This window comes from Nocardia sp. NPDC050793, from assembly GCF_040654065.1.
GTDB lineage: Bacteria > Actinomycetota > Actinomycetes > Mycobacteriales > Mycobacteriaceae > Nocardia.
Map to the genome: position 1 here is coordinate 293,423 of NZ_JBFAHG010000005.1, position 25,591 is coordinate 319,013.

General features: G+C 69.3%; 23 protein-coding genes and 1 tRNA gene. 9 read left to right on the forward strand and 15 right to left on the reverse strand.

Features of this window, described 5'->3' with window-relative positions; genetic code table 11:
• Positions 1–23: 23 nt before the first annotated feature.
• On the forward strand, positions 24–1,478 hold the full coding sequence (locus AB0H50_RS19415; RefSeq protein ID WP_357454206.1) for a hypothetical protein: 1,455 nt from the start codon (positions 24–26) through the stop codon (positions 1,476–1,478).
• Positions 1,479–1,936: 458 nt separating this feature from the next.
• On the opposite strand, the gene AB0H50_RS19420 is transcribed toward AB0H50_RS19415, so the two are convergent.
• Positions 1,937–2,009, reverse strand: a tRNA-Asn gene (locus AB0H50_RS19420).
• A gap of 222 nt (positions 2,010–2,231) precedes the next feature.
• Between AB0H50_RS19420 and AB0H50_RS19425 the strand changes: the two genes are divergently transcribed.
• Positions 2,232–2,477 carry a hypothetical protein gene (locus AB0H50_RS19425; protein WP_357454208.1) on the forward strand — a complete coding sequence of 82 codons (246 nt, stop codon included), beginning with the start codon at positions 2,232–2,234 and terminating at the stop codon, positions 2,475–2,477.
• A 280-nt stretch (positions 2,478–2,757) separates the two neighbouring features.
• On the opposite strand, the gene dnaG is transcribed toward AB0H50_RS19425, so the two are convergent.
• From dnaG to AB0H50_RS19475, 10 genes are all read right to left on the reverse strand, one after another.
• Positions 2,758–4,668, reverse strand: coding sequence for a DNA primase (gene dnaG, locus AB0H50_RS19430; protein ID WP_357454211.1), 1,911 nt, complete (start codon positions 4,666–4,668; stop codon positions 2,758–2,760).
• Positions 4,669–4,735: 67 nt separating this feature from the next.
• Positions 4,736–5,881: a Fic family protein gene (locus AB0H50_RS19435; protein WP_357454214.1), complete on the reverse strand. Its 1,146-nt coding sequence runs from the start codon at positions 5,879–5,881 to the stop codon at positions 4,736–4,738.
• A gap of 32 nt (positions 5,882–5,913) precedes the next feature.
• On the reverse strand, positions 5,914–7,173 hold the full coding sequence (locus AB0H50_RS19440) for a deoxyguanosinetriphosphate triphosphohydrolase (protein ID WP_357454217.1): 1,260 nt from the start codon (positions 7,171–7,173) through the stop codon (positions 5,914–5,916).
• A gap of 4 nt (positions 7,174–7,177) precedes the next feature.
• Positions 7,178–7,756, reverse strand: a complete 579-nt coding sequence (locus AB0H50_RS19445) for a YdcF family protein (protein WP_357455310.1) — start codon at positions 7,754–7,756, stop codon at positions 7,178–7,180.
• 323 nt (positions 7,757–8,079) lie between these two features.
• Positions 8,080–9,063 carry a hypothetical protein gene (locus tag AB0H50_RS19450; protein ID WP_357454220.1) on the reverse strand — a complete coding sequence of 328 codons (984 nt, stop codon included), beginning with the start codon at positions 9,061–9,063 and terminating at the stop codon, positions 8,080–8,082.
• An 8-nt stretch (positions 9,064–9,071) separates the two neighbouring features.
• Positions 9,072–9,287: a hypothetical protein gene (locus AB0H50_RS19455; RefSeq protein WP_357454223.1), complete on the reverse strand. Its 216-nt coding sequence runs from the start codon at positions 9,285–9,287 to the stop codon at positions 9,072–9,074.
• A gap of 54 nt (positions 9,288–9,341) precedes the next feature.
• The gene (locus AB0H50_RS19460) at positions 9,342–10,340 is read right to left on the reverse strand and encodes an alpha/beta hydrolase (RefSeq protein ID WP_357454226.1); all 999 of its coding nucleotides are present in this window, start codon (positions 10,338–10,340) and stop codon (positions 9,342–9,344) included.
• A 121-nt stretch (positions 10,341–10,461) separates the two neighbouring features.
• Positions 10,462–11,712, reverse strand: a complete 1,251-nt coding sequence (locus AB0H50_RS19465) for a helix-turn-helix domain-containing protein (RefSeq protein WP_357454229.1) — start codon at positions 11,710–11,712, stop codon at positions 10,462–10,464.
• A gap of 32 nt (positions 11,713–11,744) precedes the next feature.
• Positions 11,745–12,890: a serine hydrolase domain-containing protein gene (locus AB0H50_RS19470; protein ID WP_357454232.1), complete on the reverse strand. Its 1,146-nt coding sequence runs from the start codon at positions 12,888–12,890 to the stop codon at positions 11,745–11,747.
• 31 nt (positions 12,891–12,921) lie between these two features.
• Positions 12,922–13,599 carry an MBL fold metallo-hydrolase gene (locus tag AB0H50_RS19475; protein ID WP_357454235.1) on the reverse strand — a complete coding sequence of 226 codons (678 nt, stop codon included), beginning with the start codon at positions 13,597–13,599 and terminating at the stop codon, positions 12,922–12,924.
• 50 nt (positions 13,600–13,649) lie between these two features.
• Between AB0H50_RS19475 and AB0H50_RS19480 the strand changes: the two genes are divergently transcribed.
• Positions 13,650–15,632: a TPM domain-containing protein gene (locus AB0H50_RS19480; RefSeq protein ID WP_357454238.1), complete on the forward strand. Its 1,983-nt coding sequence runs from the start codon at positions 13,650–13,652 to the stop codon at positions 15,630–15,632.
• A 55-nt stretch (positions 15,633–15,687) separates the two neighbouring features.
• Complete coding sequence (locus tag AB0H50_RS19485; protein WP_357454240.1) at positions 15,688–16,506, forward strand: MerR family transcriptional regulator; 819 nt, start codon at positions 15,688–15,690, stop codon at positions 16,504–16,506.
• A gap of 25 nt (positions 16,507–16,531) precedes the next feature.
• Here the strand turns inward: AB0H50_RS19485 and AB0H50_RS19490 are convergent, their stop codons facing one another.
• Both AB0H50_RS19490 and AB0H50_RS19495 read right to left on the reverse strand, forming a co-directional pair.
• On the reverse strand, positions 16,532–17,971 hold the full coding sequence (locus AB0H50_RS19490) for a molybdopterin-dependent oxidoreductase (RefSeq protein ID WP_357454243.1): 1,440 nt from the start codon (positions 17,969–17,971) through the stop codon (positions 16,532–16,534).
• An 88-nt stretch (positions 17,972–18,059) separates the two neighbouring features.
• The gene (locus tag AB0H50_RS19495; protein ID WP_357454246.1) at positions 18,060–19,391 is read right to left on the reverse strand and encodes an acyltransferase; all 1,332 of its coding nucleotides are present in this window, start codon (positions 19,389–19,391) and stop codon (positions 18,060–18,062) included.
• A gap of 63 nt (positions 19,392–19,454) precedes the next feature.
• Between AB0H50_RS19495 and AB0H50_RS19500 the strand changes: the two genes are divergently transcribed.
• Both AB0H50_RS19500 and AB0H50_RS19505 read left to right on the forward strand, forming a co-directional pair.
• Positions 19,455–20,066 (forward strand): TenA family protein, encoded by a 612-nt coding sequence (locus AB0H50_RS19500; RefSeq protein ID WP_357454249.1) that lies wholly within the window; start codon positions 19,455–19,457, stop codon positions 20,064–20,066.
• A 76-nt stretch (positions 20,067–20,142) separates the two neighbouring features.
• Positions 20,143–20,868, forward strand: a complete 726-nt coding sequence (locus AB0H50_RS19505; RefSeq protein WP_357454252.1) for a DUF899 domain-containing protein — start codon at positions 20,143–20,145, stop codon at positions 20,866–20,868.
• 93 nt (positions 20,869–20,961) lie between these two features.
• Here AB0H50_RS19505 and AB0H50_RS19510 read toward each other — a convergent pair whose 3' ends face one another.
• Positions 20,962–22,347 carry a glycine--tRNA ligase gene (locus AB0H50_RS19510; protein ID WP_357454255.1) on the reverse strand — a complete coding sequence of 462 codons (1,386 nt, stop codon included), beginning with the start codon at positions 22,345–22,347 and terminating at the stop codon, positions 20,962–20,964.
• Between the two features lie 332 nt (positions 22,348–22,679).
• Between AB0H50_RS19510 and AB0H50_RS19515 the strand changes: the two genes are divergently transcribed.
• The 3 genes from AB0H50_RS19515 (at position 22,680) to AB0H50_RS19525 (ending at position 24,540) form a co-directional block, all read left to right on the forward strand.
• On the forward strand, positions 22,680–23,663 hold the full coding sequence (locus tag AB0H50_RS19515; RefSeq protein ID WP_357454258.1) for a hypothetical protein: 984 nt from the start codon (positions 22,680–22,682) through the stop codon (positions 23,661–23,663).
• Positions 23,664–23,757: 94 nt separating this feature from the next.
• Positions 23,758–24,108 (forward strand): metalloregulator ArsR/SmtB family transcription factor, encoded by a 351-nt coding sequence (locus tag AB0H50_RS19520; RefSeq protein WP_357454261.1) that lies wholly within the window; start codon positions 23,758–23,760, stop codon positions 24,106–24,108.
• A gap of 3 nt (positions 24,109–24,111) precedes the next feature.
• Positions 24,112–24,540, forward strand: a complete 429-nt coding sequence (locus AB0H50_RS19525) for a Fur family transcriptional regulator (RefSeq protein ID WP_357454264.1) — start codon at positions 24,112–24,114, stop codon at positions 24,538–24,540.
• A 66-nt stretch (positions 24,541–24,606) separates the two neighbouring features.
• Here the strand turns inward: AB0H50_RS19525 and AB0H50_RS19530 are convergent, their stop codons facing one another.
• Positions 24,607–25,587, reverse strand: coding sequence for a hypothetical protein (locus AB0H50_RS19530; protein ID WP_357454267.1), 981 nt, complete (start codon positions 25,585–25,587; stop codon positions 24,607–24,609).
• Positions 25,588–25,591: the final 4 nt, after the last annotated feature.

The following is a 25,591-nucleotide window of genomic DNA, read 5'->3' on the forward strand; positions in this document are numbered from 1 at the left end:
GCCAGGCCGCGCACCATAGTCAGATGACGCGGCGAAGCGATCAACTCAATGACCGGCAAGGCGATCTCCTGGAACGGATTGCAGACGGCGACGACCTGAGCAGCCCGGAGAGTGCACCCCTGCGGGTCTCGGCTCACGCACTACATTCGCGCGGCCTGATCGCGATCTCGAAGCGCAAGGGGCTCTTCGCGGCCAGCATCACCGACGTCGGCAGATACTACCTCAGACATGGCTACCATCCCGAGAACGATCGACCATCAGGCTGGCACGCCCCCGGCGATTCGGAGAACGCGGAGGAACTGATCAGTCGGCTTGGCAAGACATCGAACGGGACCGTGCGGGTTGTGGAACCGGACGAGAAGACGCGAGCCGCCTATCGTGGTGCCGTAGACGCCGCTCGGCGAAGAGGACTCGTCCCGGAAGGTCAGGCGATCCGATACACCGGTCGATCAGAGGGTGACATCGTCGTGCGCCTGCTCAATACCGACGAGGACACCGACACCGACTGGTACCGGATACGACAACAGGCTCGAAAGTCGAAGGCGGAGAACAAGAAGATTACACCGCAGGATCTGCGCCAACTGCTGATCGACAATCCGGCAGCGCTGCAAGTCAGCAACGGACAGCGGGAGCGGGCGATGCAGTTCCTGATCGATCTCAATGTCGCAGCAGCCAAACATGATCAAGAAGTTCGGCTGACTCGTCGCGGTGAGCACGCCAAACTGGGCTATCGCATCGGCACCGAAAAATGGGAGCTGACTTTCGACGAGGAGCATCTCAACTCCCACGGCCGCCCTGCCGACTACTGGGAGATCAAGTCCTCGTACAGCAAGACGACGCCGACAGGAAAGCTCCGACTGAAGATCGGCGCGTACCAAGGGTCTACGAATACCCACACTTGGCAAGACCAGAAGCGTTCACCACTCGAACGACGAATCCGCTCGATCATCACCGACATCAAAGCCAGCCACGAGGAAGCGGCACGCAAGGCAGAGGACAACTATCCGAAGCACCAAGCGTACTTGGCTGAGGCGAATCGCAAACGGATGGAGGAGCGTCGACAATGGGAACAGATCACGGCTTCCGCGCGGCCGCAGGCACAAGCAATGCTGCAGCGCAGAACCATGGTCGCAGCGCTGGATGCATGGCGCAATGCCCAGGACCTGCGCGAAATCTGCACCATCCTCGACGACGCCGCCGCTGCCGCGGAGCAAACGAACGCCCCGCACTCGGCGACGAACCTGCGCAACTGGTGCATCGTTGGCCGCGAACTGGCCAACCGCCTCGACCCCACGACAGGCCCGGCCTCTCTGGCCAACATAGCGTTCGATATCGAGCCCGGCGTCGACGACTTGCGGCCGTATCTCGAAGGGTGGAGCCCAGACGGCCCGCACCAGGACTACCAACGAAAACCGGTCGAGCAGCTGACATTGAGCAAGCCGTGGCCCTCAGACTGGGAGCTCGGAACGCTTCCGTAGATCATCGGGCACAGAGGTGAAGGCGCTGTTCATTGAAAGTCAACAGCGGCGCTCCGCTCACACTGAGTGGCGTCGGCGACAAACCCAATACGCCATTGAGGCCCCGGGGCTGACGAGGAGGCATACTGCTGGTACCCGATGGCTGACGCTACTCGGCGCCCGGACGGCGCCGCGCGGCCGCCAGGCCTTCCCTGGCCGCGCAAGAGGCCGAGCCGTCCTCAGCTCTACTCACCCGAGAGCGAAATCGGCCTCGACAATCAGCTGACCGGAGCAGATCCCCAGGTCGACCGCGTTCCCTTCTTCGATGTGCCCCGCCGAGGGCACGAACCTGCGACGGACGATCGCCAGGCCGTACAACTGAATGGAAGTCTGGCGCGGAAACTTTGGTGTATTCCTGGTTAAATACCGAGAAAAAAAGCAGGTCAAGCCGAGCTATCGGGCTTGACCTGCTGTTTCTGCTCCCCCATCTGGACTCGAACCAGAAACCTGCCGATTAACAGTCGGCTGCTCTGCCAATTGAGCTATAGGGGACTATCCTGGGTGGCTCTCCCGTACTGGGCGGGCCGAGGAGAAACTTTAGCGTATTGCTGGGCGGGTTCCCAAATCGCGCGTCTACCTGGGGTGATGGCGGGGTGCGCGTGGGGTTGGTGGGGTACCTGGTGTCTCAGGGGTAACTCGGTGCCGGATCGACAGGTGGACCGAGCGTCGGGCAGGATAGTAGCCGCGCACAGGCGATTGGGAGGAGCTCGAGGAATGCTGCGGTTGATCATCGGCATCGCGGCCGGTTACGTGCTCGGCAGTAAGGCCGGGCGGGCTCGCTACGAACAGATCAGCGCGGCGACGCGCGCGGTCACCTCGAGTCCGGTGACCCGCACGCTGATGCAGGCGGGGCGGCAGAAGCTGTCGGACAAGTTGAGCACCCGCCCGAAGCTGGAGCCGATGGTGCCGTTGGACGAGCGCACCACCGTACTGGTGCCGCACGATCAGCTGCGCCGCTGAGCTGCTACATCGCCGAGCTGCTACATCGCCGAGCTGCGCCGCTGAGCTATCCCGATCGGGGCACAGCTGCGCCGCTCGGTGATCTCGACCGGGAACAGTGCTCAGTGAATCGAACAGGGCTCAGTTACGCTGCCGAAAGATCCTGAGCGTGAACTGCTGCGCCACAATCGATCCGAACCGAATCGACCCAAGCAGCGCCGCCTAGGGGCCGAAATGCGCGAACCCCGGCCAACCAGGACGATGTAACCAGTAGCCGACACCGCTGACCAGCCAGCGCCGCTCAAGCAGGCGCGAAATCGTCGGAGTTGCCCATCGCCTGAGCTTCCAGGCTCTTCCGGTACTGCTCCAGCGCGACGAGATCGCCGAACAGCGCCATGTAGGCGTCGGTCTGTTCGGTGGCGGACAGCCGTTGCAGCTTGGATTTCAGCGTCGCGATCTGACGGCCGACCCACGCCTCCTGCGCGCGGGCGAGCACGCCGGTGATGAAGCGCGGGATGTCGTCGACGGATTTCACCGGCAGCGGCTCGTTGGCGAGTTCGGAGACCAAGGCGCGCAGGGTGAGGTCGTCGGTGGCGTCGGCGACCGCGTTGACCCATTCCGCGCCGCTCAGTCCGGCGGACGCGCCGCCCGCCTCGGCGACCATGGTGCGGACCGCGACGTAAGCGGGGTGGGTGAACGCCTCGGTTTCCAGCGCGTCGAACACCGTGCCCGCGATCGCCGGGTATTGCAAAGCGGCGCACAGGACTTGGCGTTGCGGCAGCAGCACCGGATCGTTCGGGCTGGGGCGGGCGGCGGGGTGCTCGGTGACCTTGGTGGCCGGGGTCGGTGCTTCGGCGCGGCGGGGGCCGCCGAGGCGGACGCGCTTGGCTTCCTCGCCGACGCGGCGCACCACGGTCTGGATGTCGTCCCAGCCGACCCAGCCCGCGAGGCGAGTGGCGTAGGCCTTGCGGGTGGCGTTGTCCTTGATCTGCGCGACCACAGGGACGGCGCGGCGCAGCGCCTCCACCTGACCTTCGACCGTGTCCAGGTTGTGTTCGGCGAGCAGGCCGCGAATCACGAACTCGTACAGCGGGGTTCGCCGCGCGATCAGGTCGCGGACCGCGCCGTCGCCGGAGCGCTGGCGCAGCTCGCACGGGTCCTGCCCGTCGGGCGCGACGGCGATGTAGGTCTGGCCCGCGAGCTTCTGATCGCCCGCGAAGGCCTTCAGCGCCGCCGCCTGACCGGCCGCGTCGCCGTCGAAGGTGTAGATGATCTCGCCGCGCCAGAAGTTGTCGTCCATCAGCAGGCGGCGCAGGATCGCCATGTGCTCGTCACCGAATGCGGTGCCGCAGGACGCGACGGCGGTCTTCACGCCGGCGAGGTGCATGGCCATCACGTCGGTGTAGCCCTCGACCACGACGGCCTGGCGGCCCTTGGCGATCTCGCGCTTGGCGTGATCGAGTCCGAACAGCACCTGGGACTTCTTGTACAGCAACGTTTCCGGCGTGTTCACGTACTTGCCGGGCATGGTGTCGTCGTCGAAGAGCTTGCGGGCTCCGAAACCGATGACCTCGCCGCCGAGATTGCGGATCGGCCACAGCAGGCGGCGATGGAACCGGTCGATGGGGCCGCGTTTGCCCTGCTTGGACAGGCCGGCCGCCTCCAACTCCTTGAAGTCGAAGCCCTTGCGGAGCAGGTACTTGGTGAGCGCGTCCCAGCCGTCCGGTGCGTAGCCGCAGCCGAACTGGAGGGCCGCGTTGCCGTCGAAGTTGCGGTCGGTGAGGAATTTGCGCGCCGCCTCGGCCTCCGGCTCGCGCAGCCGCGCCATGTAGAACTCGTGCGCGGCGGCGTTGGCGGCGACCAGGCGGGTGCGGGTACCTCGGTCGCGCTGCACCGAGGTGCCGCCGCCCTCGTAGTTGATCTGGTAGCCGATTCGGTCGGCCATCTGCTCGACGGCCTCGACGAAGCCGATGTGCTCGATCTTCTGCAGGAACTTGTAGACGTCCCCGCCCTCGCCGCACCCGAAGCAGTGGAAAAGGCCGTGGTTCGGCCGCACGTGGAACGACGGCGACTTCTCGTCGTGGAACGGGCACAACCCCTTCATGGAGTCCGCGCCGGCACGCTTCAGCGCGACGTACTCCCCCACCACGTCTTCGATCCGGACGCGTTCGCGTATTGCCGCGATATCGCGATCAGGGAGTCGTCCGGCCACCCGACGAGTCTAGCCAGTCCGGGCGGAGTCGTCGGACGCACTCCATCGAAAGCTCGCGCGCTGCCGGTTATCGGTGCAGCGCGCGGTATGGCTCAGTCAGGGACATCGGCGTACGAGCGATCTCGAGCACTGATTCGGGGAAGCGCGACCCCGCGACGTAATAGCGTGCGCGCGTCCGACCGACCGGTTCGAGCACACCGGCGTTGGTCAGATCGCGCAGATCCCGCTGCGCTTGCTGAAGGTTCAATCCCTCGGCCTGCTCGTAGCGGGAGCGCCGGACACGTCCGGACAGCGCGACATCGTGCAGGGCGCTGACCACACGGTCGTCCATCCGCAGACCGCCGGCGAACTCGGCGAGCTCTGCCCAGACTCGACCGGACCGCTCGAACCGCTTGTGCACCGTTTGCGCCTGCTGGTGATACGCGGTGAGGTTGAATCGGATCCAGTCGGCCACGTCCTGGTCGGGCTGATACTCGCTGCCGCACGATGAGAGTTCGCGGTAGTACTCCCAGGTGTTGCCGGGACGGCCGAGCCACGCTTCGATCGAGGAGAACTCCGGAGCGAGCACGCCGTCGCGGGCGATCATGAGCGTCTGCAAGGAGCGCGACATCCGGCCGTTGCCGTCGGCCCACGGGTGGATCGAGACCAAGTGCAGGTGCGCCATCGCGGCGCGGACTAGCGGGTGCGAATCGTCATCGGTGTTGAGCCAATCCACGAGTTCGGAGATCAGCGCGGGCACGTCCTCGGCGTCGGGCGCCGTGTACGCCGCAATGCTCGGGTCCCGAGCGTCGGTGACGTAGACCGGCCCGCGCCGCCATTGCCCGGCGGGCTTCCGTGCCGTATGCCGATGCCCTTGCAACATCCAATGCAACCCGTTGAGCAGACCCTTGCTGTAGGAGAAGTCGCCGACGTCGTGCAACGTCTGGATATAGGTCATCATCTGCTGATAGGCCAGCGTCTCCGCGCGGTTCTCGTCGGAGACATCGACATCGCGCTCACCCGCCATCAGGTCTTCCACATCGACCGTGGAGACCCGGAATCCTTCGATCGAATTCGAGGCGGCGACCGCGTCGGCGGTGAGAAATTTCCGGAGTCCCCCTGTCCATTTGGTCAGGGCGCCGTACAGCTGATGCCGTAGTTCCTCGCGCATGCGATCGACCTGGCCCAGAACCTCCAGGTCGTCACTCGTCAACGTAGGCGTGGGGAACAGCACGCATTCAATGATGCAATGACGTAATGATTACGTCAAACGCCGAAGTAGTCGGCGAGGCGTTCGAGGCGGCTTTCGGTGTAGGAGGCGATCTGGTCGACGATGACGCGGATCTCGGCGGTGGGGGTGGTGGCGGCGTGCCACCACGGGAGGAGTTGGGGGTCGAGGTGGCGGGGGGCTTCGGCGTGCAGGCGGGCGGCGACGGCGAGGAGGCGTTCGCGCTGGGCGGCCTGGCGGCGGCGGTGGTCCGGGTCGGACATGACGTAGCGCAGGGCGACGGTTTTGAGCATGGCCACTTCGGCGGCGGCGACCGGCGGGATCTCGAGGTCGGCGGCGTAGCGGGACAGCGGCCTGCCGCCCGCGACGGTGCGGGTGGCCATGATGGCGGCCGTGGCGAAGCGGCCGACGAGCTCGCTGGTGAGGCGTTTCAGGGCGACCGAGGCGGTGAGGGTGCCGTCGTAGCGGAAGACCGCGGCGACCACCGGCAGTTCCGACAGGCGCTGGGCGGCCTGGATCAGTTCGTCCGTGGTGAGACTGCCGTGCTGGGCGTGGCCCATCCGAGCGAGCTCGCACCGTTCGGAGGGGTCGGCGAGGGCGCGCAGATCGATGCGGCCCGCGATGATGCCGTCTTCGACGTCGTGCACCGAGTAGGCGACGTCGTCGGACCAGTCCATGATCTGGCATTCCAGGCTGCGCCTGCGGTCCGGCGCGCCTTTGCGTATCCACGCCAGCCGATCGAGGTCGATGTCGTAGGCGCCGAACTTGGTGCCGGATCCCGTTCTGCCCCACGGGTATTTGATCGCCGCGTCGAGGGCGGCGCGGGTCAGGTTGAGCCCGGCGCTCGCGCCGTCGGGGGTGAGCACTTTGGGTTCCAGGCGGGTGAGGATGCGCAGGTTCTGCGCGTTGCCCTCGAATCCGCCGTGCGCGTCGGCGAATTGATCGAGTGCCATCTCGCCGTTGTGGCCGTAGGGCGGGTGGCCGATGTCGTGGGCGAGCCCGGCCAGGTCGACCAGGTCGGGATCGCAGCGCAGACCGTCGGCGATGCTGCGGCCGATCTGGGCGACCTCCAGCGAGTGGGTGAGCCTGGTGCGCGGGGTGTCGCCGTCCCGCGGGCCCATCACCTGGGTCTTGTCCGCGAGCCTGCGCAGCGCCGCCGAGTGCAGAACGCGGGCGCGGTCGCGGGCGAACTCGGTGCGGTGGCCGTTCTCGAACTCGCTGCGGGGCGGGGCGAGGCCTGCGGTCTTGGTGCTCTCGGCGGCCATCCGTTCCCGGTCGTGGTCGGTGTAGCTGTCCATCGAGTCACTGACCCGCGGTATAGGGGAAATCGGCGGAGAAATGCGTCAGCTGATACCACAGCAGCGCGAAGGTTTCCCTGGCGATGCCGTGTGCCTGGGATTCGCGGGTGTAGACGGCGGGACCGGTGCGGGTGGGCGCGGTCCACGCGTGCAGCCCGGCATCGCGCGCCATGGTGCGAGTGCGCAGTGAATGCCACGGGTCGCTGACCAGCACGGCGGAGGACATGTCGCGCGCCTTCATGGCCAGGGCGACGGCCTCGACGCTGCGCAGCGTGTCCGAGCCGGTCTCGACGGCCAGGATGCGCTCGGCCGGTACGCCGCGCTGCTGGAGGTAGTTCTTGCCGGAGGCGGCCTCGGTGTAGAGATCGCCCTCCTGCTTACCGCCGACGGTGATCACCTGCGGCGCGACGCCTGCTTCGAACAGCTCATACGCCTGGTCGAGGCGAGCCTCGAACACCGAGGACGGTGTGCCCGAATACTGCGCGGCGCCGAGCACCACGATCGCGTCGGCCTTGGTGTAGTCGTCGATCCGCGCGACCTGCCAGACCCGGAAAGCCGTGCCGCCGACCAACACCAGGCCCATCAGCACCGCACCGATCAGGATCCGCCGTGCCCAGCGCAGCACCCCGGCTCCGGCCCCGCGCGCGAGGCCGGATTCGTGCGCCGAGGCCGGCGTGCTGCGCGGGGGTGCCGAAATCACGCCACCAAGTTTGCCAGGTCACCCCGACACCCGGCGGGGCTGCGCCGCGGGCGTGGCCGCATCGGTACGCGGCGGAATCCGTTCCGCAGCGCGCAGCCACCGCCGGGAAATGCATCGGCCCGGCCCGGCCGTCGCGAATCGCACTGTCGCCCCGGCGAATCCGCCCTCGCCTAGCGATACGAGGCGGAGGCGCGACGTTAGGGTCCTTATTTCGTCCGTTCGACGAGATCGATGAGATCAGCCCGCTCGGCAGGCTCGAGCAGCTCGCCGATGGCATGCAGCGTGCGCCGTGCCGCCGGCGTGGTCGCCTGGTCGAGCAGCGCACCGACCACCGCGCCGTCGCCTCGGCTCAGCTGTTCGGCGATGGCCCGCAGATGGCGTCCGTCCACCTCGGACAACACGGTGAGCAGCTCGACCGCCGCTTCGTCTCGGGTGGCCACGGTGAGCAGCCGGTCCAGCCCCGCGTCGTCGAGGTCGTCGAGGAGTTCGTCGCCGAGTTCGCGGCGCAGCTCCGGCTCCAGCCGGGACAGCACCGAGATGCCCGCGATCAACGTCTCGTCCGAGCTCGCCGAGGCGGCTCGGACGATAGCACCGCGACGCGCCGGGGGCAGCACCCGGACGACGTCGTTGAGCCGATCCGCCGACGGTGTCAGTGCGGCGGTGCGCAGGAGCCCTTCGTCGTCGGCGATGCCGCGCTCGAAGCCGCGGACCAGCTCGTCGGTGGCGTGCTCGAGGAACCGCGACGCGGTGACGTAATCGCGCCTGCGCAGCAGCTCGTTGGCGGTGGGAACGAGTACCTCCGCGGGCACCCGAGGGGCGAGCACCGGGATGACCCGCGGATCCAGATAGGGCGCGGCGTCGGCCAGGTACTCCGGGGTGAGCTCGCCGAGCATTCCCGCCGCCCGCTCGGGGTGGTCGAGGCCGAGCGCTCCCCCGGCCCGTCCGCCGACCTCGGCGGGCACCGCTTGGAGCGTCACCTTGGCGGCCAGAGCGTTCGGCATCAGCGGTGCGAGCTTGCTCACCCTGGCGAAGGTGGCCGCGTGCGCATCGAAGAGCCGGTCGGAGATGCGCTCCCGCAATTCGCACAGATTCTGCGCGCCGAGGCGGGTCAGTCCGGCGAGGTCGGCGGGGTCGGCGTTCAGCGTCTGGGCCAGCATCTCCAGCTGGCCGCGCGTCAGCAGATCGGTCATCGTCTCGTCTACCTTCCGAACAGGATCTTGCGGGCCGGGATGCGCACGAGCCGGGGCAGCACGTCGAAGGCCGCGTCGATGGCGGCGTCGAGGCTCTGCCGTTGCTGTTCTTCGGCGCGGCGCAGCAGGGTCAGCAGGGTCGTGGCCTCCTCGTCGGTGAGCTGGTCGAGGATCTCGCGCGGCTCGGTCAGTTCGGCGAGCAACTCGCTTTTCGGGTCGGTCATCCCGGTGGGATCTCCTGAGTGTCGAAATACAGTGGGCTGAAGTGGTATTCGGAATCAGGCGCTGCGGCGTTCGGAGCGCTGCCACAGCGTGCGATCGAGGAACCCGCCGATCTCCGCGACGGCTTGCGCGGCTTCCGGCACGATCGAGGCCGCCGCCTGGAACACGTGCACCTGTCCCGGCCAGATGTGCAGTTCGCACGGCACGCCGTGCTCGGCGAGGCGGGCCGCCATGAGTTCGGCGTCGGGATAGACGAATTCGCTGGAACTGGCCTGAATCAGGGTGGGCGGCAGCCCGGTCAGGTCGGCGTGCACGGGGGAAACCAAAGGCGTTGTCCCACAGTTGCGCTCGGCGAGCATGCCGAACATCGGCACCGCTCGGACCGGGAAGACCGCACAGACGCCGCCGGTGGGCGCCGCGAGCTTCGCGGTGGGATCCCAGTCGGTGAGCGGCGCCATGGCGACGATCGCGGCGGGCATCGGCAGGCCCTGATCGCGAATCTCCAGAGCGGTGACGAAAACCAGGTAGCCGCCCGCGGAATCGCCCATCAACGTGATGTTCTCCGGTGCGACGCCCATCTCGAGCGCGTGCCGGTATCCGTCGACGCAGTCCGAAACCGCGTCGGCAATACCGTGTTTGGGCAGCTTGCGGTAGCCGGGCGCGAGGATGCGCGCCGAGAGCAGGTCGGCGAAGCGGCCGATCATCTGGTGGTGCAGTGCCCGGTTCCCGATGAGGAACGCGCCGCCGTGCAGGTAGAGCACGAACCGGGTGTCGTCGACGACGCGCGGCGTGGTGAGTTCGGCTGCGCAGTGCGGCAGGGCGATACGTTGCCTGACCAGCCCTGGCGAGGTGCGCAGCGCGCGCCCGAGATGGTCGACCGCGTCGTACGGCCACGGCAGATCGGGATAGCGCGACCAGAGCGCGATGAGCGGACGCACGGAGTACCGGATCGCCGCGTCGAGCAGCCGGGAGCGGCGACTGCCGCCCGGGAAGTCGGTGCGCAGCGGATTCGGTTGGGGGTGTTGGGCGGAACGGTCCACGTCGACCGAGTTCATGGTGGCGACCCTTCTCGTACATTGTGATCGTGTCACAAGTATTGGCAACCGTCTGAGTCGGTGTCACTGCACTGATACGAGAATACGGCCCGCCGTATTCGTCACGCGGAACGAACCGCCGTCAATTCGAGTCGATGTTCGCACTCGCGGCGGGCGGGTAGAGCCGGTAGACCATCAATGCCGCGGACAGCAGCCGGGATTCGCCGGGGTCGGAGGGATCGAAGCCGGTCAGCGTTGCGATGCGGCGCAGGCGATAACTGAAGCTGTTGGGGTGCAGGTGCACTTCGGCCGCCGCCGCCTTGCGATCGGAACCGTGCCTGATGTGCGCGACGAGCGCCTCGAGCAGATGGGGATACGGTTCGAGCGGGACGATGCGTTGCGCCAGTCGATCTCGCGACCGTCCCGGACGGGTCAGCTGGTATTCCAGCATCAGGTCGTCGAGCACGTAGGTGCCCGTCGGGAGATCGAGGGCCCCGGCGAGATCGTTGAGTTCGGCGGCTTCGCTCGCGGCCGCCGCCAGCTCGCTGCGCGGCACCGATCCGGCGTCGATCACGACGACGGAGTCGCCGAGCCTGGTCGCCAGCGCCGCGCCCAGCTCCGTGTACGGCGCATCGGCCGAGGGGGCGGCGGCCGTTGGGAGCAGTGCGATGCCGGTCGTGCCGTCGAAGGTGTTCAGCGCGGTGGTTCCGGCGAGCGCGTCGAGCGCCTGCTGCACCAGCCGGATTCGGCGGCGGGCCACCACGGCATCCACCATCGGACCCGCCTGGTTGAACGGGACGACCTGGATCGCGAGGATGTCGTAGCGATCGGCCAGCGTGATATCGGCGCGTGCGGCCAGTTCGGCCGTCTCGACGCCGCGCAGCAAGGCGGCGCACAGCAGCCTGCGGGCCTCCCGTTCGCTGCCGTAGATGGACTGCTCTACGTCGCTGTGCGTCTCGGTGATCGACACGGCCACGTTGGCCAGCAGGTCCAGCAGCAGGTCGGAGAAGGCCAGCAGGTCCGGCAGGTCGTCCGGCTCGGCGAGCGACCCGGCCTCCGCCCACAGCCGCCGCACGGATCCGAACAACGCCAAGATCAAGACCCGCAACGGAATTCGGTCTTCGGCGTGCCGCTGGACCACCGGAACCATGAGTTCGGCGACTTCCTCGGGAGTGCAGGCCCGCCCCTCGTCGAGCGCTTCGAGGAACAGCGCGGCGCCCGCCACGATCGCGGGGATCACCTCGTCGGTGAAATGCCCGTCGGGCAACCCCTCGGCCTCCGGGATCGCCGCGATCCCGGCGTCGAGCAATTCGGTCATCAGATCGGCGAGGCGAGGGACGAGCCGGTTGATGATCGGAGCATCGACCGACAGGCGTGGCTGCACGGCGGACATGGCGGCATTGTGACCGCCTGTGCGCCGCCGCGCTAGAGCGCCGCGTAAACCGCCGCGATGAGGTCGTAGGCGCGACGGTCGCCCGCGAGGCCGTCGCGGCGCAGGTTCGGGATGAATGCCAGTGCGAGGTCGTGTTCCAGGTCGCCGAGGCCGACGGAGCCACCCGCGCCGGGATGACCGAACGCGGTCGTCCGTGCGCTCTTCGGGAGCAGGAAGTTCATCGAGGGCCGCATGTAGCCGAGGGCGAAAGCGCTTTCCAGGGAGAGGACTTCGTCCGGGCCGCGCACTCGTTCACGCACCGCGTCGCGCAGCGTCCCGTGGCGCAGCAGATCGCCATGGATCAGGTCGCGGTAGAAACGGGCCAGCGCGCGCGGCGTGGTGACCAGCCCGGATCCGGGCCAGCCGCCTGCCAGCACGGTCGGATCATTGTACGAGCCCGCGGGATTCGTCGTTCCGCGCATCAGCAGCGAGTCGGGGTCACGATACGACTCGGCGAGTCGTCGCACGGCGTTGCCCTCGGGCAGCTCCTCTATCCGCCAATCCAATTGGGCGGCAGGGGGAAAGCCGAGCCGAGCTGCGCGCGAAATCTCGTTCGGGCCCGCCCAGAGTTCCGCGCCGAAATGCTCCCTGACGAATTCCGGGACGGTGCGCCCGGTGCGTCTGCGCACCAGCTCGCCGACCAGCCAGCCGAAGGTGAGCGCGTGATAGCCGTGCTTGGAGCCGGGCTCCCAGACCGGCGTCTGAGCGGCGAGCTCGGCCGCCATGGCGGCCGGATCGGCCGCGTCGAACTCGGTCAGCGCCCGGTCGAAGGCGGGCAGGCCCGCGCGGTGGGTCAGCAGGTCCTCTACGGTGACCGCATACTTGCCGTGCGCCACGAATTCCGGCCACCAGCGACGCACCGGCTCTTCCGGCCCGGTCCCTTCACGCTCCATGACCAGCAACGCGGCGGTGGCGGTGACGGCCTTGGCGCAGGAGAACGCGACGCACGGCGTATCCGACAGCCATGGCCGCCCGGTCCGCGCGTCGGCCACCCCGCCCCACAGATCGACCACCGGCCGTCCGCCCGCGAACACCGCCACCGCCGCGCCGCGGTTCTGCCCGTCGGCGAAGCTCGCCGCGAACACCTCCCGCACCTCACGGAAGGCGGGATCGCAGGTACCGGCGATGGCATCCGTCACCCAGAAATTAGAACACGTTTCAGTTCCGCTGTCACCAGCCGCGCTCGCGCCACTCCCCCAGGTGCGGGCGCTCCGCGCCGAGGGTGGTGTCGTCGCCGTGACCGGGGTAGACGACGGTGTCGTCGTCGTAGCGGTCGAAGAGCTTGGTGGTGACGTCGGTGTAGAGGGAGGTGAAATCTTCGGGGCTGTGGGTCTTTCCGACGCCGCCGGGGAAGAGGCTGTCGCCGGTGAAGAGGTGGATGCGGCCGGGTTCTTCGGGGAGGGCGAGGGCGATCGAGCCCGGGGTGTGGCCGCTGAGGTGGATGGCGGTGAGGGTGAGGTCGCCGATCTCGACGGTGTCGCCGTCGGCGAGGAGGCGGTCGGGGGTGACGGGCAGCGAGCCGGCGTCGAGCCGGTGGGCCGCGGTGGGGACGTCGAGCTCGGCGGCGACCTCCTTCAGCGCCCACCAGTGGTCCGGGTGCTGATGGGTGGTGACGATCAGGCGGACCTTGCCGGGCGCTTCCTGGGCGATGAGCTCGAGGATACGGTCGGGTTCGTTGGCGGCGTCGATGAGCAGCGCGGCGCCGGTGGCCGCGCATTGCACGAGGTAGACGTTGTTGTCCATCGCGCCGACGGACATCTTGACGATGCGCGCGCCGTCGAGATCGCGCTGCTGCGGGTTCGATCCCGCGGACACGTGGCCTGTGTAAGGGCGCTCGATCGTGATCACGCCATGATGCTATCCACTGATTCGGCGGGAACCGGGGATAGATTCGTGGGATGCCGTCGCAGCCGAAACGTCGCGCCCGCCGGACCGCCCCGGTGGTGGCTTGTCTCCTGCTGCTGGTCACGGCGCTGCTCGGCGCGCCGACCGCCGCGGCGGAGCCGCCGAGCCGGATGGACAACTATGTCGTCGACAGCGCGGGCGCGTTGGACGGCGGTCAGCTGGACAGCGTGCATGCCGCGGTGGACCGTCTCTACGACGACCGGCAGATCCGGCTGTGGATCTGCTACGTGCGCGATTTCGACGGGCTCGGTCCCGAGGTGTGGGCCGAACGCACCGCAGCCGCATCAGGTTTCGGCACCCGCGATCTGCTGCTTGCGGTCGCCACCGGTTCGCGCGACTACTGGTTCTACGGCGAGCTGCCGGACGGAGTCAGCGATAGCGAACTGGAGGAACTGCTGACCCGCAGGGTCGAGCCCGCGCTGCGCGACGGCGACTGGGCCACCGCGGGCATCGCGACCGCCGACGGCCTGAACTCGGCGATGAGCGCGGGCGGGGTGAGCTTCCGCACGCTGCTGGTCCCGGCCCTCGTGGTCGCGGTGGCGGTCGGCGCGCTGCTGCTGTACACGCGCAAACGCCGCCGCGATCGGCAGCGGGCCGAGCTGGACGCCGCGCGGCGCGTGGACCCGGGCGACAGCGCCGCCCTCGCCGCGCTTCCGTTGGAGGCGCTGCACGCGCGCTCGCGGGAGGTGCTCGTCGAGCTCGACAACGCGGTGCGCACCAGCGGCGAGGAATTGGAGCTGGCCGTCGGCGAATTCGGCGCGACGGCCGCGACACCGTTCACCATCGCGCTGAACGACGCGAAGGCCGCGGCCGCCAGGGCGTTCGCCATTCGCCAGCGGCTCGACGACGACATTCCCGAGACCGCCGACGAGCAGCGCGGTCTGCTGATCGAGCTGATCGGCACGGTTGGTCGCGCGGATCGCGAACTCGATGGGCGGGTCGCCGAATTCGACGCGATGCGCGACCTGCTGGTCGACGCGCCGAGCCGATTGGACGCGCTGACCAGGGATCTGGTCGACCTCACCGGCCGGGTGCCCGCGTCGGAGGCGGAGTTGGCCAGGCTGACCGCCGCGCATCCGGCGAGCGTTCTCGCCTCGATTCGGGACAACCCGGCGATGGCCCGCGAACGGATCGTCTTCGCCGAACAGAACATCGATGCCGGACGCGAGGCCATGGCGCTGCCGGTCGGCAAGCAGGGCGGCGCCGTCGGCGCGATCCGGGCCGCGGAGGGAGCCATCGGCCAGGCGCGCACACTGCTGGACGCGGTCGACAACGCGGCGACCGACATCGAGCAGGCCCGCGACGGCCTGCCCGCGGTGCTGGACGAACTGCGCAAGGACATCGCCGCCGCCACCGAACTCGCCGCGTTCGGCGGCCAGGAACTTGCCAACGCCACCGCCTCGGCACGGCAGGCACTCGACGAAGCGTCCGCCAAGGCCGACGCCGATCCGCTGGACGCCTTCCACGACGCGGTGGCCGCCGACGGCGATCTGGATCGGACCCTCGCCGCCGCCACCGATCGCAAACTCGCCGCCGAGGATCTGCGCCGCCGCCTCGACCAAGCGCTCACCGACGCGGGCGCCAGGGTGCGTGCGGCGGGCGAATTCGTCACCACGCGCCGCGGCGGCATCGACGCCACCGCGCGCACCCGGCTCTCCGAGGCGCAGCGGAATCTCGATGCGGCGCAACGGCTCTTGGCCACCGACCCCGGTGCGGCGCTGCGGCACGCGCAAGCGGCGGCCGAACTGGCGGGTCACGCGCTCCAGGAGGCGCAGGCCAACGTGCGCGCCTGGGAGACGAGCAGGCCGCCCTCGGGCGGTGCGCAGGCCGGTGCGGTGCTCGGCGGCATCCTGCTGGAGGGCCTGCTGCGCGGCGCGGCGGGCGGGATGCGGCACGGCTCGGGTGGCGGATACCGGCCCGGCTCCTACGGTGGTTCCAGCGGGTCGCGGCGGGTCAGCCGGGGCGGGCGGTTCTGAGCACGCCCGCGACGCTTGACCCTGACACCGTGTGAGGCCGTAAACCGGAGGCGTCATGTTCAGTATCGGAGATTTCGCCAGACACGGACGGGTGTCGGTGCGCATGCTGCGCCACTACGACGGCATCGGGCTGCTGCGGCCCGACGTGGTCGACCCGGCCACCGGCTATCGGTCCTATGCGGCGGGCCAGCTGGCCCGGCTCAACCGGATCGTCGCGCTGAAAGAGCTCGGCTTCACCTTGGAGCAGGTGCGCCGGATCCTCGACGACGAGGTGAGCGGCGCGGAACTGCGCGGCATGCTGATCCTGCGCCGCGCGGAACTCGAGCAGCGCATCGCGGCGGACCGGGACCGGCTCGTCCAGGTCGAGACGAGACTCCGGATCATCGAGAAGGAGGGCGCCATGCCCGTGCACGATGTGGTCGTCAAGTCAGTCCCTGCCGTCCGGGTCGCCGAATTGACCGGCGAGGCGGGCGATTTCGAACCGCGGTCGATCGGTCCCGTGGTGGGTCCGCTGTTCGAGGAGTTGTGCGCGCGGCTGGAGCGCGCCGGGGTCGAACCCGTCGGGCCCGCCATCGCCTACTACGACGAGCGCCCCGACGGCTCGGTGCTGGTGCACGCCGCCCTGCCGGTCGCCGCGGAACCCGAAGCGGGACAAGACTTCTCGATCGTCGACCTGCCCGCGGTCGAGCAGGCCGCGACCGTGGTGCACCGCGGCAGCATGGACGAGGTGCTGGAACCGTGGCAGTCGCTCGGCCGGTGGATCGACGCCAACGGCTACCGCTCGCACGGCCCGGCGCGCGAGGTGACCCTGGAGTTCACCGAGGACCCGAGCGGGTGGGTCACGGAGTTGCAGGAGCCGATCGCGCGCCGGTGAGCGGAGCGCGGATTCGCACAGTCGCTCAGACCTGCACGGTTACGGTGTGAATTCCGGTGGGCCCCACCGGGAACGGGGCGCGGGTGGCGCTTTCCTGGACCTGCCCGGAGCGGCTGATGGCGCGGGCGCGCAGCGTGTGTGTGCCGGGTGGGAGCTCGAGGGTGGTGCGCCACCGACGCCAGGCGGCGGGTGCCAGTTCGGTACCGAGATCGACCGGGCGCCAAGCGCCGTCGTCGACGCTGAGCTCCACCTCCGCCACGCCGTGCGGTGGGGCCCAGGCGACGCCCGCGACGGTGAGCGTGCCCGCGATCGTGCGTCCCGGGGCGGTGGTGTCGATGCGGGCGTGCGGCTCGACCCACAGCAGATCCGTCGGCCACCCGCGGCGCACCCAGTAGTCGGTGTGGCTGTCGTCGGTGAGTTCCAGTTCGGACAGCCATTTCGCGCCGGTGTACTGACCGTAGAGTCCGGGCACGAAGACGCGGGCCGGGAACCCGTGCTCGGGCGGCAGCGGCGCGCCGTTCATGCCGATCACCAGGTAGCCGGGCAGTTCTCCGGTGCGCAGCGGCTCGACCGGCAGCGAGATGGTGTAGCCGTCCACGGCGCGGGTCATCAGGCGGGTGGCGGCGGGCTCCGGAATGGCGTGCTTCAGCAGGTGGGCCAGCGGCACGCCGAACCAGCGCGCGTTGCCCGCCCTGCCCTGACCGGCCCGGTTGTGCACGCAGACCATGACCGCGTCGAATTCCACCGCGTCGGCGGCCAATTCGGCCAGCGAAAGCCGCAGCGGGTGGGCGACCATGCCGGTGACGGCCAGCCGCCAGCGGTCCGGATCGATGCGCGGCGGACGCAGGTTCACGTCGGCGACGTAGAACCGGCCCGCCGTGGTGATCAGCGGGGAGAGACCGGGCTCGTCGAGGCCGTCGTCCGGTACCAGGCCGATGCCGCCCAGCGGGCCGAGGTTGCGAATCGCACTGTTGCGCACGCGATCCCGATCACGGTGCATGGTCAACGCCGCGGCGAGCAATCCCGCGCCCGCGGCCGTCCATGCCAGCGCGCCGAGCAAGCCGCGCGGTCGCTTGCGCAATCCCGCCGCGAGCACCGCGCCCGCCGCCGACGCGCCCGCGACCGTGGACGCGGACCGGGTCGGTGTGCGCAGCGCCAGCGCCGCCGCTCCCGCCCCGAACGCCGCCGCGGCCGGTGCGCGCAACCGCGGCGGCAGCGCGCCCAGCGCGGTGGTCGCGGCGATCGCGCCCGCACCGACACCGAGCCGGACGATCTCTTTGTCGTGCCTACCCGACAGCGCGACAGTTGCCTCGACGACTGGCACCGGTGCGGTGTCGATCATGCCCCGGCCCAGGGTGTCGATCAGCGATCCGTCCCCGGCGGCGGCGATCGCCTCCCCCAACCCGAGCGCGGCCACTCCGACCGCGGCCGCTCCGAGGCCGCCGCTCTTTCCGTTCGTCCGCACTGCCGAAACACCCGCTTCCGCCGCATCGCCTTCGATGTTCTCTCCAGCATTGTCCACGAATCGGCGAACTCGGCCAGCCGTCAGCCCGTCACGCGTCGATCGACACGGCCGCCAGGTGAGCGAGTTCGCGGGTGACCGCGTCCGGGAGTCGCGGGGCGAGCCGTCCGCCACCGAGCACGCCGATACTGAGGCGGTCGGCGAAGGTGTAGACGAGGAACGTGACGGCCGCCGACGGTCCGGCCGACGGGCGCGGGTGGGCGGAGAGGTAGACGATCTCGTAATCGGTGAGTGCGAGTTCCGGCGGGGTGCGGAAGCGTGGCACCCTGCCGGTGTTGGTCACCGCGATGTGCCCGGCCAGCGAATGAATCGCGGTGGACCCGAAGAACTCCGGGAAGTGCAGCACCGACTGCTGCACGATGCCCTCGGCCAGGTCGTGGCGCAGCCGCGCCGAAATGCGCTGCGCCAGTTCGACTACGTCGGTCGCGGTGGTGACGTCGGCGGCGAAGGCGGCGAGCCCGGCCATGTTGGTGCCGTCGGCGGCGGGCACCGGTGGATTCAGCCGGGCGCGCATGTCCACCGGGTACACGCACCCCAGCGACACGGAATCGCCCGGCCCCGCATCACGCGAGTGCGTATCGACCCGCCCGGAATCGGCGCGCTCCGAAACTCCCGGCTCCGAGGCGATTTCGCCCGCGCATGCCCGCAGCAGCGCGGCGGTGAGCAGCGCGTTGACGGTGACGCCGTGCCGACGCCCCAGTTCCACGATCCGCGCCGTCGCCTCCGGCTCGAGGATGGTCCGCTCCGGCCGCGCCAGCGCGGCGGGCGCGGGAGCCGGCGGATCGGGCGGCAGGACCGGCGGATGCGCCAGCGGCCGCGACGCGGACTCGAGCCCGGACACCGCCGACCGGGGAATGCCGTGCCGGGCGGCGTACCACTCCAGCGGACGCGGATAGTCCTGCGGCGCAACGTCCTTTGCGACCCCGGACACCTCGTCGGTGTAGCGGTCCCACAGCCCGGCGAGCAGTGCCACACAGTGGCCGGCGTCCGCGACGGCGTGGTGCGCGTACAGCGTCACGCGCGCGCGGGCGTCCTCGGTCACCACGTCGAGGTAGGCGAGCTGAACAGCCGGATCGAGCGTCTCGTCCGGCAGCCGGATCGTCGCGGCGTCACCGGCGCGGATCCACGCCCCCACCGCGTCGCCGGCTGGACGCAGGAGATGACCGGTACCGGCGGCATCCTCGCCGATGCGGCAGGCGAGGATCGGATGGGTGCGCAGCAGCGCGCCGAATGCGCTTCGCAGCACGGCGATGTCGAGGTCGCCCTCGACCAGAACGGAGCGACCGGTGTAGGTCGCGTGCCGCACGAAACGCTGCTCGGACGGCGCGAGCACCCGCACCGTATCGTCCACTGTCCACCGCACACGCCCAGCGTGCGGCACCGCCGGGGTTCCGCGCAAACCGAACAGTACGGAAGACTGACGGGCATGAGTCTCGCCGCACATCTGGAGGACATCGGCGGCCCGCTGGTCGCCGCGCAGCGCGCGCACCCGACCGTGGCGGGCATCGCCGCGGGCGACCTGCCCGAGCCGGTGTTCCGGTCGTGGCTGGAGCAGGACTACCTGTTCCTGCTCGACTACGTGCGGGTGTTCAGCAGGCTGGCCTGGCAGGCGCCCGCCGCGCATCTCGGCGACCTGGTCGACTTGGCGCACGCCACCTTCCACGACGAGCTAACCCTGCACCGCTCGCTGGCCGCCGAGTTCGGCGCCGATCTCGACGGCGCGGTCAAAGGCGGCCCGTGCGCGGACTACACCGCCTTCCTGTTGGACTCGGCCGCGAACTACGGCGAAGGTCTGGCCGCGCTCTACCCGTGCATGTGGGGGTACGCCACGCTCGGTGGCCAGCTTGCCGCCGACCCGCCCGCCGAGCCACGCTTTCGGCGCTGGGTGGACACCTACGCCGACCCCGGCTTCGCCGCGCTGACCGGCCGCTGCGCCCAGATGCTCGACGAGTCCGGCGTCGATCCCGGGCGCGCCGAGCTCCTCTTCCGCGAAGGCATGCGCCACGAACTGGCGTTCTGGGACGTTCCGCTCGGCTGACGGCCGACCGATGAATTCCGCGCGCCGATCCTGTCTACCCAGGTGAACAAGTGCGCCGAATTCGAGGAGGACCGTCATGACCCGTCCGGCCGAAGCGTCGAGGCAAGAATGGCTGAGCGCGCGCAAGCGACTGCTCGCCGAGGAGAAAGAGCTCACCCGCAGGCAGGACGCGCTGGCCGCGGCGCGGCGCGAACTGCCGATGGTCCGTATCGAGAAGGACTACGTCTTCGAGGGCGAGTCGGGCAAGGCGAGCCTGGCCGACCTGTTCGACGGCAGGCGCCAGCTGATCGTCTACCACATGATGTGGCGCTGGGATCTCGACGCGGGATGCCCGAGCTGCGCGATGGTGCTCGACAACGTGGGCCACCTGGCCCACCTGCACGCGCAGGACACGACCTTCGCATCCGTCTCGCGCGGACCGTGGGAATCGTTGCGGCTCTACCGGGAGCGGATGGGCTGGGCGTTCCCGATGTACTCCTCGTTCGGCGGCGACTTCAACTACGACTTCCACGTCACGCTGGACGAGTCGATCGCGCCCGTCGAGTACAACTACCTGAGCAAGGCCGAGCTGGAGCAGAAGGGCCAGACCTGGCACGCGGAGGGCGAGCAGCCGGGGACCAGCGTCTTCTGGCGCGATGACGACGACGCGGTGTTCCACACCTATTCGTCCTACAGCCGCGGCGGCGACATCCTCATCGGCACGCACAACTACCTGGACCTGACGCCGCTCGGCAGGCAGCGGCACGTGGGCGAGGCGATGCATCACGACCGCTACGGGATCGACCAGACCCCTTGCCACTGAACGCGATTCGATCATCGCGCGGTCGAGTCGAACACCGCGGAAACGCGACGACCCGCGACCGGTGCACCGGTCGCGGGTCGTCGCGCGGAAAACTCAGACGCCGATGAGGTGCTGGGCCAGGTAGCCCTCGACCTTGTCCAGCGCGATCCGCTCCTGCGCCATCGAGTCGCGCTCGCGGATGGTCACGGCCTGGTCGTCCAGGGTGTCGAAATCGACGGTGATGCAGAACGGGGTGCCGATCTCGTCCTGGCGACGGTAGCGGCGGCCGATCGCGCCCGCGTCGTCGAACTCCACGTTCCAGTGCTTGCGCAGCTGGGCGGCGAGGTCCTTGGCCTTCGGGGTCAGGTCGGCGTTGCGGGACAGCGGCAGCACGGCAGCCTTCACGGGCGCGAGCCTGCGGTCGAGGCGCAGGCTGATCCGCTCTTCCATCACGCCCTTGGCATTCGGCGCTTGGTCGACGGTGTAGGCGTCCACCAGGAACGCCATCAGCGAACGGGTCAGACCGGCCGCGGGCTCGATGACGTACGGGATGTAGCGCTCGTTGCTCGCCTGGTCGAAGTAGCTGAGCTCGGTGCCGGAGTGCTCCGAGTGCGTCTTGAGGTCGAAGTCGGTGCGGTTGGCGACGCCCTCCAGCTCACCCCATTCGCTGCCCTGGAAGCGGAAGCGGTACTCGATGTCGACGGTGCGCGTCGAGTAGTGCGACAGCTTGTCCTTCGGGTGCTCGTAGAGCCGCAGGTTCTCCGGGTCGATGCCGAGCTCGGTGTACCAGGCCATGCGGGTGTCGATCCAGTACTGGTGCCACTGCTCGTCCTCGCCCGGCTTGACGAAGAACTCCATCTCCATCTGCTCGAACTCGCGAGTGCGGAAGATGAAGTTGCCCGGCGTGATCTCGTTGCGGAAGCTCTTGCCGATCTGGGCGATGCCGAACGGCGGCTTCTTGCGCGCGGTGGTCTCGACGTTCTTGTAGTTGACGAAGATGCCCTGCGCCGTCTCCGGGCGGAGGTAGTGCAGGCCCTCCTCGTCGTCCACCGGGCCGAGGAAGGTCTTGAGCAGGCCGGAGAAGTTGCGCGGCTCGGTCCACTGGCCAGGGTCGCCGGTCTCGGGGTCGCGAATGTCGGCGAGGCCGTTGGCGGGCGGGTGGCCGTGCTTCTCCTCGTAGGCTTCCAGCAGGTGGTCGGCCCGGTAGCGCTTGTGCGTGATGAGCGACTCGACCAGCGGGTCGGTGAAGGTTTCGACGTGGCCGGAGGCCTGCCACACCTGGCGCGGCAGGATCACCGACGAGTCGAGGCCGACGACATCCTCGCGGCTGGTGACCATGGCCCGCCACCACTGCCGCTTGATGTTCTCCTTCAGCTCGACGCCGAGCGGACCGTAGTCCCATGCCGATTTGGTGCCTCCGTAGATCTCACCGCACGGGTACACCAGACCCCGGCGCTTGGCGAGGTTGGCAACGGTGTCCACCTTCGACTTGGGTGCCACGCGAGATTTCTCCATCCACTGTGAGTTGGATTAGCTTTCACACAATCCAATAGCCTTCGGACAAGACTAGGGATTGCGTCCAAGCCTATCGGCACCACGCAACCGACTTTGCACCGCCAGTCGTCTGAGCCGGATCGTGTCGGCGGTCCCGCCCGGACGAGTTTCCACCGCGCACACCTCGGCCCCGGGACGCGCACCCGTCCACCAGGTGCGATCATGTTTCGACGGATTGCCGGGAATGCCCCGGCGCCAACGTTTTTGCCGAAAACGGCCGGGGCGGGGTGGGGTGCTGAACCCCGAACGATTCGGCATGGAGCACTGGGGGTGGGCTCGTGGCCGATTTGCCACCGGATCTGTTCGACGCCGACTGGGCGCGCGAGGCCGAGCGCCGCGCGCTGCGCGACCACCGGCGCGCGACCAGGGCGCGCAAGGCGCGCGGGCTGACCCTGCCGAGCCGCGGCGCGCTGCTCTCGGCGCTCTCGTTCAGCGCCGCGGTGGCACTGGTGTGGGCGGGCTTCGCCTTCCTGGACGGAACCGCGCCGAGCACGAGCGCACCGACGACGAGCGCGACGACCACCTCGACCGCGCCGCTGCGGACGCGCGCGGAGGTCGACCTGACCCGGCCGTTCGCCGACACGCCCGCCGCCATGTGGCGCGAGGGCGCGGGCGGCATCGAAGCGCCGCCCGCGCATCCCGTCGGCCCGTACTCCGCCGAGCAGGTCGGGCAGTTCATGGAGCGCGTGCGCAGGCTGATCATCACCGCGCGACTGGATCGCACGGTGCTGGAGACCCGCGATCCGAGCCCGATACTCGACCAGCTCGCGCCCGCGCTGGTCGAGAAACTCCGGCCGGATCTGGCGCCCGGCAACGAGAAGGAATCGTGGTACGTGGCCGAGCGGATCGCGGAGGGGGCGCGGCTGCTTCCGGTGCAGCCGCGCGTCACCGGGTGGATGACTCCAACCGTCAACGAGCATGGCGAGCTGGCGATCCGGACCAACTACCTGGTCGCCTACGCCTTCGACGTTCCCGATCCGAAGAAGATCGACGGCCCGATGGACATCGTGGCGGTGGTGCGGCAGGAGATCGAGTACCGATGGATCGATGATCCGAAGTACGCTGCCGACGCACGGGGCGTCTGGTTCGGCGAGGCGCGCGGTTTCAGCTACTCGGTCGACTGCGCGCAATCCGAACGGGGTTTCCTCGCGCCGGGTTACAACAACCCTCGGGAGACCGGCGCCACGGTCGCGCATACGCGCCGAAGCGAGGAGTACTTCGACCCGACGATCCCGCTGCCGACCGAGGACGGTTGCCGGTGATCCGCGGCCTACCCCCGCACCCGGCGCGCCGCGTTTGACATGCGCAACTATGCATATCAAAATGGGATCGCTTTCCAATAAGGAGTTGGTTCCGATGACCGCCGAGACGGCCGCAGCGCACGCGCACACACCCTATCGATCCCCCGGGCCCGCGCCGGTACCCGCGCGCACCGTCTTGGAGGACGCCGGTGAGCTGCTGCGCGCGCTCGCCGCTCCCGTCCGCATCGCCATCGTGCTCCAGCTTCGGGAATCGCCGCGCTGCGTACACGAGCTGGTGGACGCGCTCGGGGTGACCCAGCCGTTGGTCAGCCAGCATCTGCGCATCTTGAAGTCCGCGGGCGTCGTGCACGGCGAGCGGTCCGGCCGCGAGGTCCTCTACGAACTCGTCGACGACCACCTGGCACACATCGTCGTCGACGCCGTCGCGCACGCCGAGGAAGGATGATCCGTGCAGGAGAAGACGTTGGATCCACAGAAGCCGGTCGGGATACGCAGCACGCGCCAGCGCAGTGCGATCGCCGCGCTGCTCGGTGACATCGACGAATTCCGCTCCGCGCAGGAACTGCACGACGAACTGCGCAAACGCGGCGAGGGCATCGGGCTCACCACGGTCTACCGCACCTTGCAGTCGCTGGCCGACGCGGGCTTCGTCGACGTGCTGCGCACCGACTCCGGCGAGTCGGTCTACCGGCAGTGCTCCACCGGCCACCACCACCATCTGGTCTGCAGGCGCTGCGGCAGCACCGTCGAGGTCGAGGGCCCGACGGTGGAGGCGTGGGCCGAGGCGATCGCGAGCGAACACGGCTTCACCGACGTGAGCCACACCATCGAGGTCTTCGGTACCTGCCGGACCTGCGCCGAGACCCCCTGCGACTGATCGATTCACGACCGAAGGCCACCCGCTCCCCGATCCGGGAAGTGGGTGGCCTTCGGTGTTGCCGGATCAGGTCGCCGGAACGGGTTCGGCCGTCGGCGCGGCCTCCCGCTGAGCGTCGGCGCCGCGACCGCGCAGCGCGGCCACACCGAGCAGAGCGAGTGCGACGGCGGCCCAGACCGCCAGCACCACAAGCGGTTTCGCGGCTCCGGCGCCGTCGAAGAAGGCGACCGAGCGGAACAGCGAGGCCGCAGCGCCCGGGGGCAGCAACTGGCCGATCGCACCCCACGGCTGCGGCAGCAGCTCCGGCGCGGAGGTGGCGGCCGAGAACGGATTGCCGACCAGCAGCATGGTCAGCGCCGCCACGCCGATACCGGGCGGACCGATGACCGCGGCCAGCCCTGCCACCGTGCCCGCGACCGCGAAGGACACCAGCCCTGCGACGGCGGCCAGCGCGAGGTAGTTGCCCGGCAGCACCGACATCCAGCCCTGGACGATCGCCACGCTCAGCAGTCCGCCGACCAGACCGAAGCTGACGAGTCCGGCCGCCTTCGCCCCCGCCGTCGGGATCAGCAGGCTGAGCAGGACGCCCGCCGCGAGGCCCGACATCACCAGCGGCAGCACCATCGCGCCGAACGCGGCGCCGCGCGGGTCGTCCGGATCGGCGGCGACCACGTCCTCGACCGCTGCCCCGGGCACGCCGGAGAGCTGCTGGGCGATGGCGGTGAGCTGCTGGGCCACCGCGGGGCTGGCTCCGGAGGCGACGAGCACCGTCGGCGCTCCCCCTCCGGTGACGATCGCGCCGTAGACCTCGCGGTTCTCGATGGCGGCACGCGCGGCCGCGGCGTCGGAAGCCGTGGTGATCTCGAAGGCGTCGGGGTCGTGCTGCCCGAGCCGCTCGGCGACCGCGGCCCCTTGCGGACCGGCGACGGCGATGGGCAGGTCACGCGGGGCGATATTGGCCGCGGGCCATGCGAAGGCGATCAGCATCAGCGCCTGGAGCAAAGCCGCGCCCAGGCCGAGGGCGACCGCTCGCTGCATGGTTTTCATGACG

What these genes read in the sequence shown, in the direction of transcription:
- AB0H50_RS19485 (WP_357454240.1), top strand. Translation starts at nt 15,688, where the DNA reads ATGTTCAGTATCGGAGATTTCGCCAGACACGGACGGGTGTCGGTGCGC.
- AB0H50_RS19415 (WP_357454206.1), top strand. Translation starts at nt 24, where the DNA reads ATGACGCGGCGAAGCGATCAACTCAATGACCGGCAAGGCGATCTCCTG.
- AB0H50_RS19505 (WP_357454252.1), top strand. Translation starts at nt 20,143, where the DNA reads ATGACCCGTCCGGCCGAAGCGTCGAGGCAAGAATGGCTGAGCGCGCGC.
- AB0H50_RS19445 (WP_357455310.1), bottom strand. Translation starts at nt 7,756, where the DNA reads ATGGGCCTGGTGTTGGTCGGCGGCACGGCTTTCCGGGTCTGGCAGGTC.
- AB0H50_RS19460 (WP_357454226.1), bottom strand. Translation starts at nt 10,340, where the DNA reads ATGAACTCGGTCGACGTGGACCGTTCCGCCCAACACCCCCAACCGAAT.
- AB0H50_RS19530 (WP_357454267.1), bottom strand. Translation starts at nt 25,587, where the DNA reads ATGAAAACCATGCAGCGAGCGGTCGCCCTCGGCCTGGGCGCGGCTTTG.
- AB0H50_RS19465 (WP_357454229.1), bottom strand. Translation starts at nt 11,712, where the DNA reads ATGTCCGCCGTGCAGCCACGCCTGTCGGTCGATGCTCCGATCATCAAC.
- AB0H50_RS19520 (WP_357454261.1), top strand. Translation starts at nt 23,758, where the DNA reads ATGACCGCCGAGACGGCCGCAGCGCACGCGCACACACCCTATCGATCC.
- AB0H50_RS19455 (WP_357454223.1), bottom strand. Translation starts at nt 9,287, where the DNA reads ATGACCGACCCGAAAAGCGAGTTGCTCGCCGAACTGACCGAGCCGCGC.
- AB0H50_RS19450 (WP_357454220.1), bottom strand. Translation starts at nt 9,063, where the DNA reads ATGACCGATCTGCTGACGCGCGGCCAGCTGGAGATGCTGGCCCAGACG.
- AB0H50_RS19440 (WP_357454217.1), bottom strand. Translation starts at nt 7,173, where the DNA reads ATGGACAGCTACACCGACCACGACCGGGAACGGATGGCCGCCGAGAGC.
- AB0H50_RS19500 (WP_357454249.1), top strand. Translation starts at nt 19,455, where the DNA reads ATGAGTCTCGCCGCACATCTGGAGGACATCGGCGGCCCGCTGGTCGCC.
- AB0H50_RS19480 (WP_357454238.1), top strand. Translation starts at nt 13,650, where the DNA reads ATGCCGTCGCAGCCGAAACGTCGCGCCCGCCGGACCGCCCCGGTGGTG.
- AB0H50_RS19425 (WP_357454208.1), top strand. Translation starts at nt 2,232, where the DNA reads ATGCTGCGGTTGATCATCGGCATCGCGGCCGGTTACGTGCTCGGCAGT.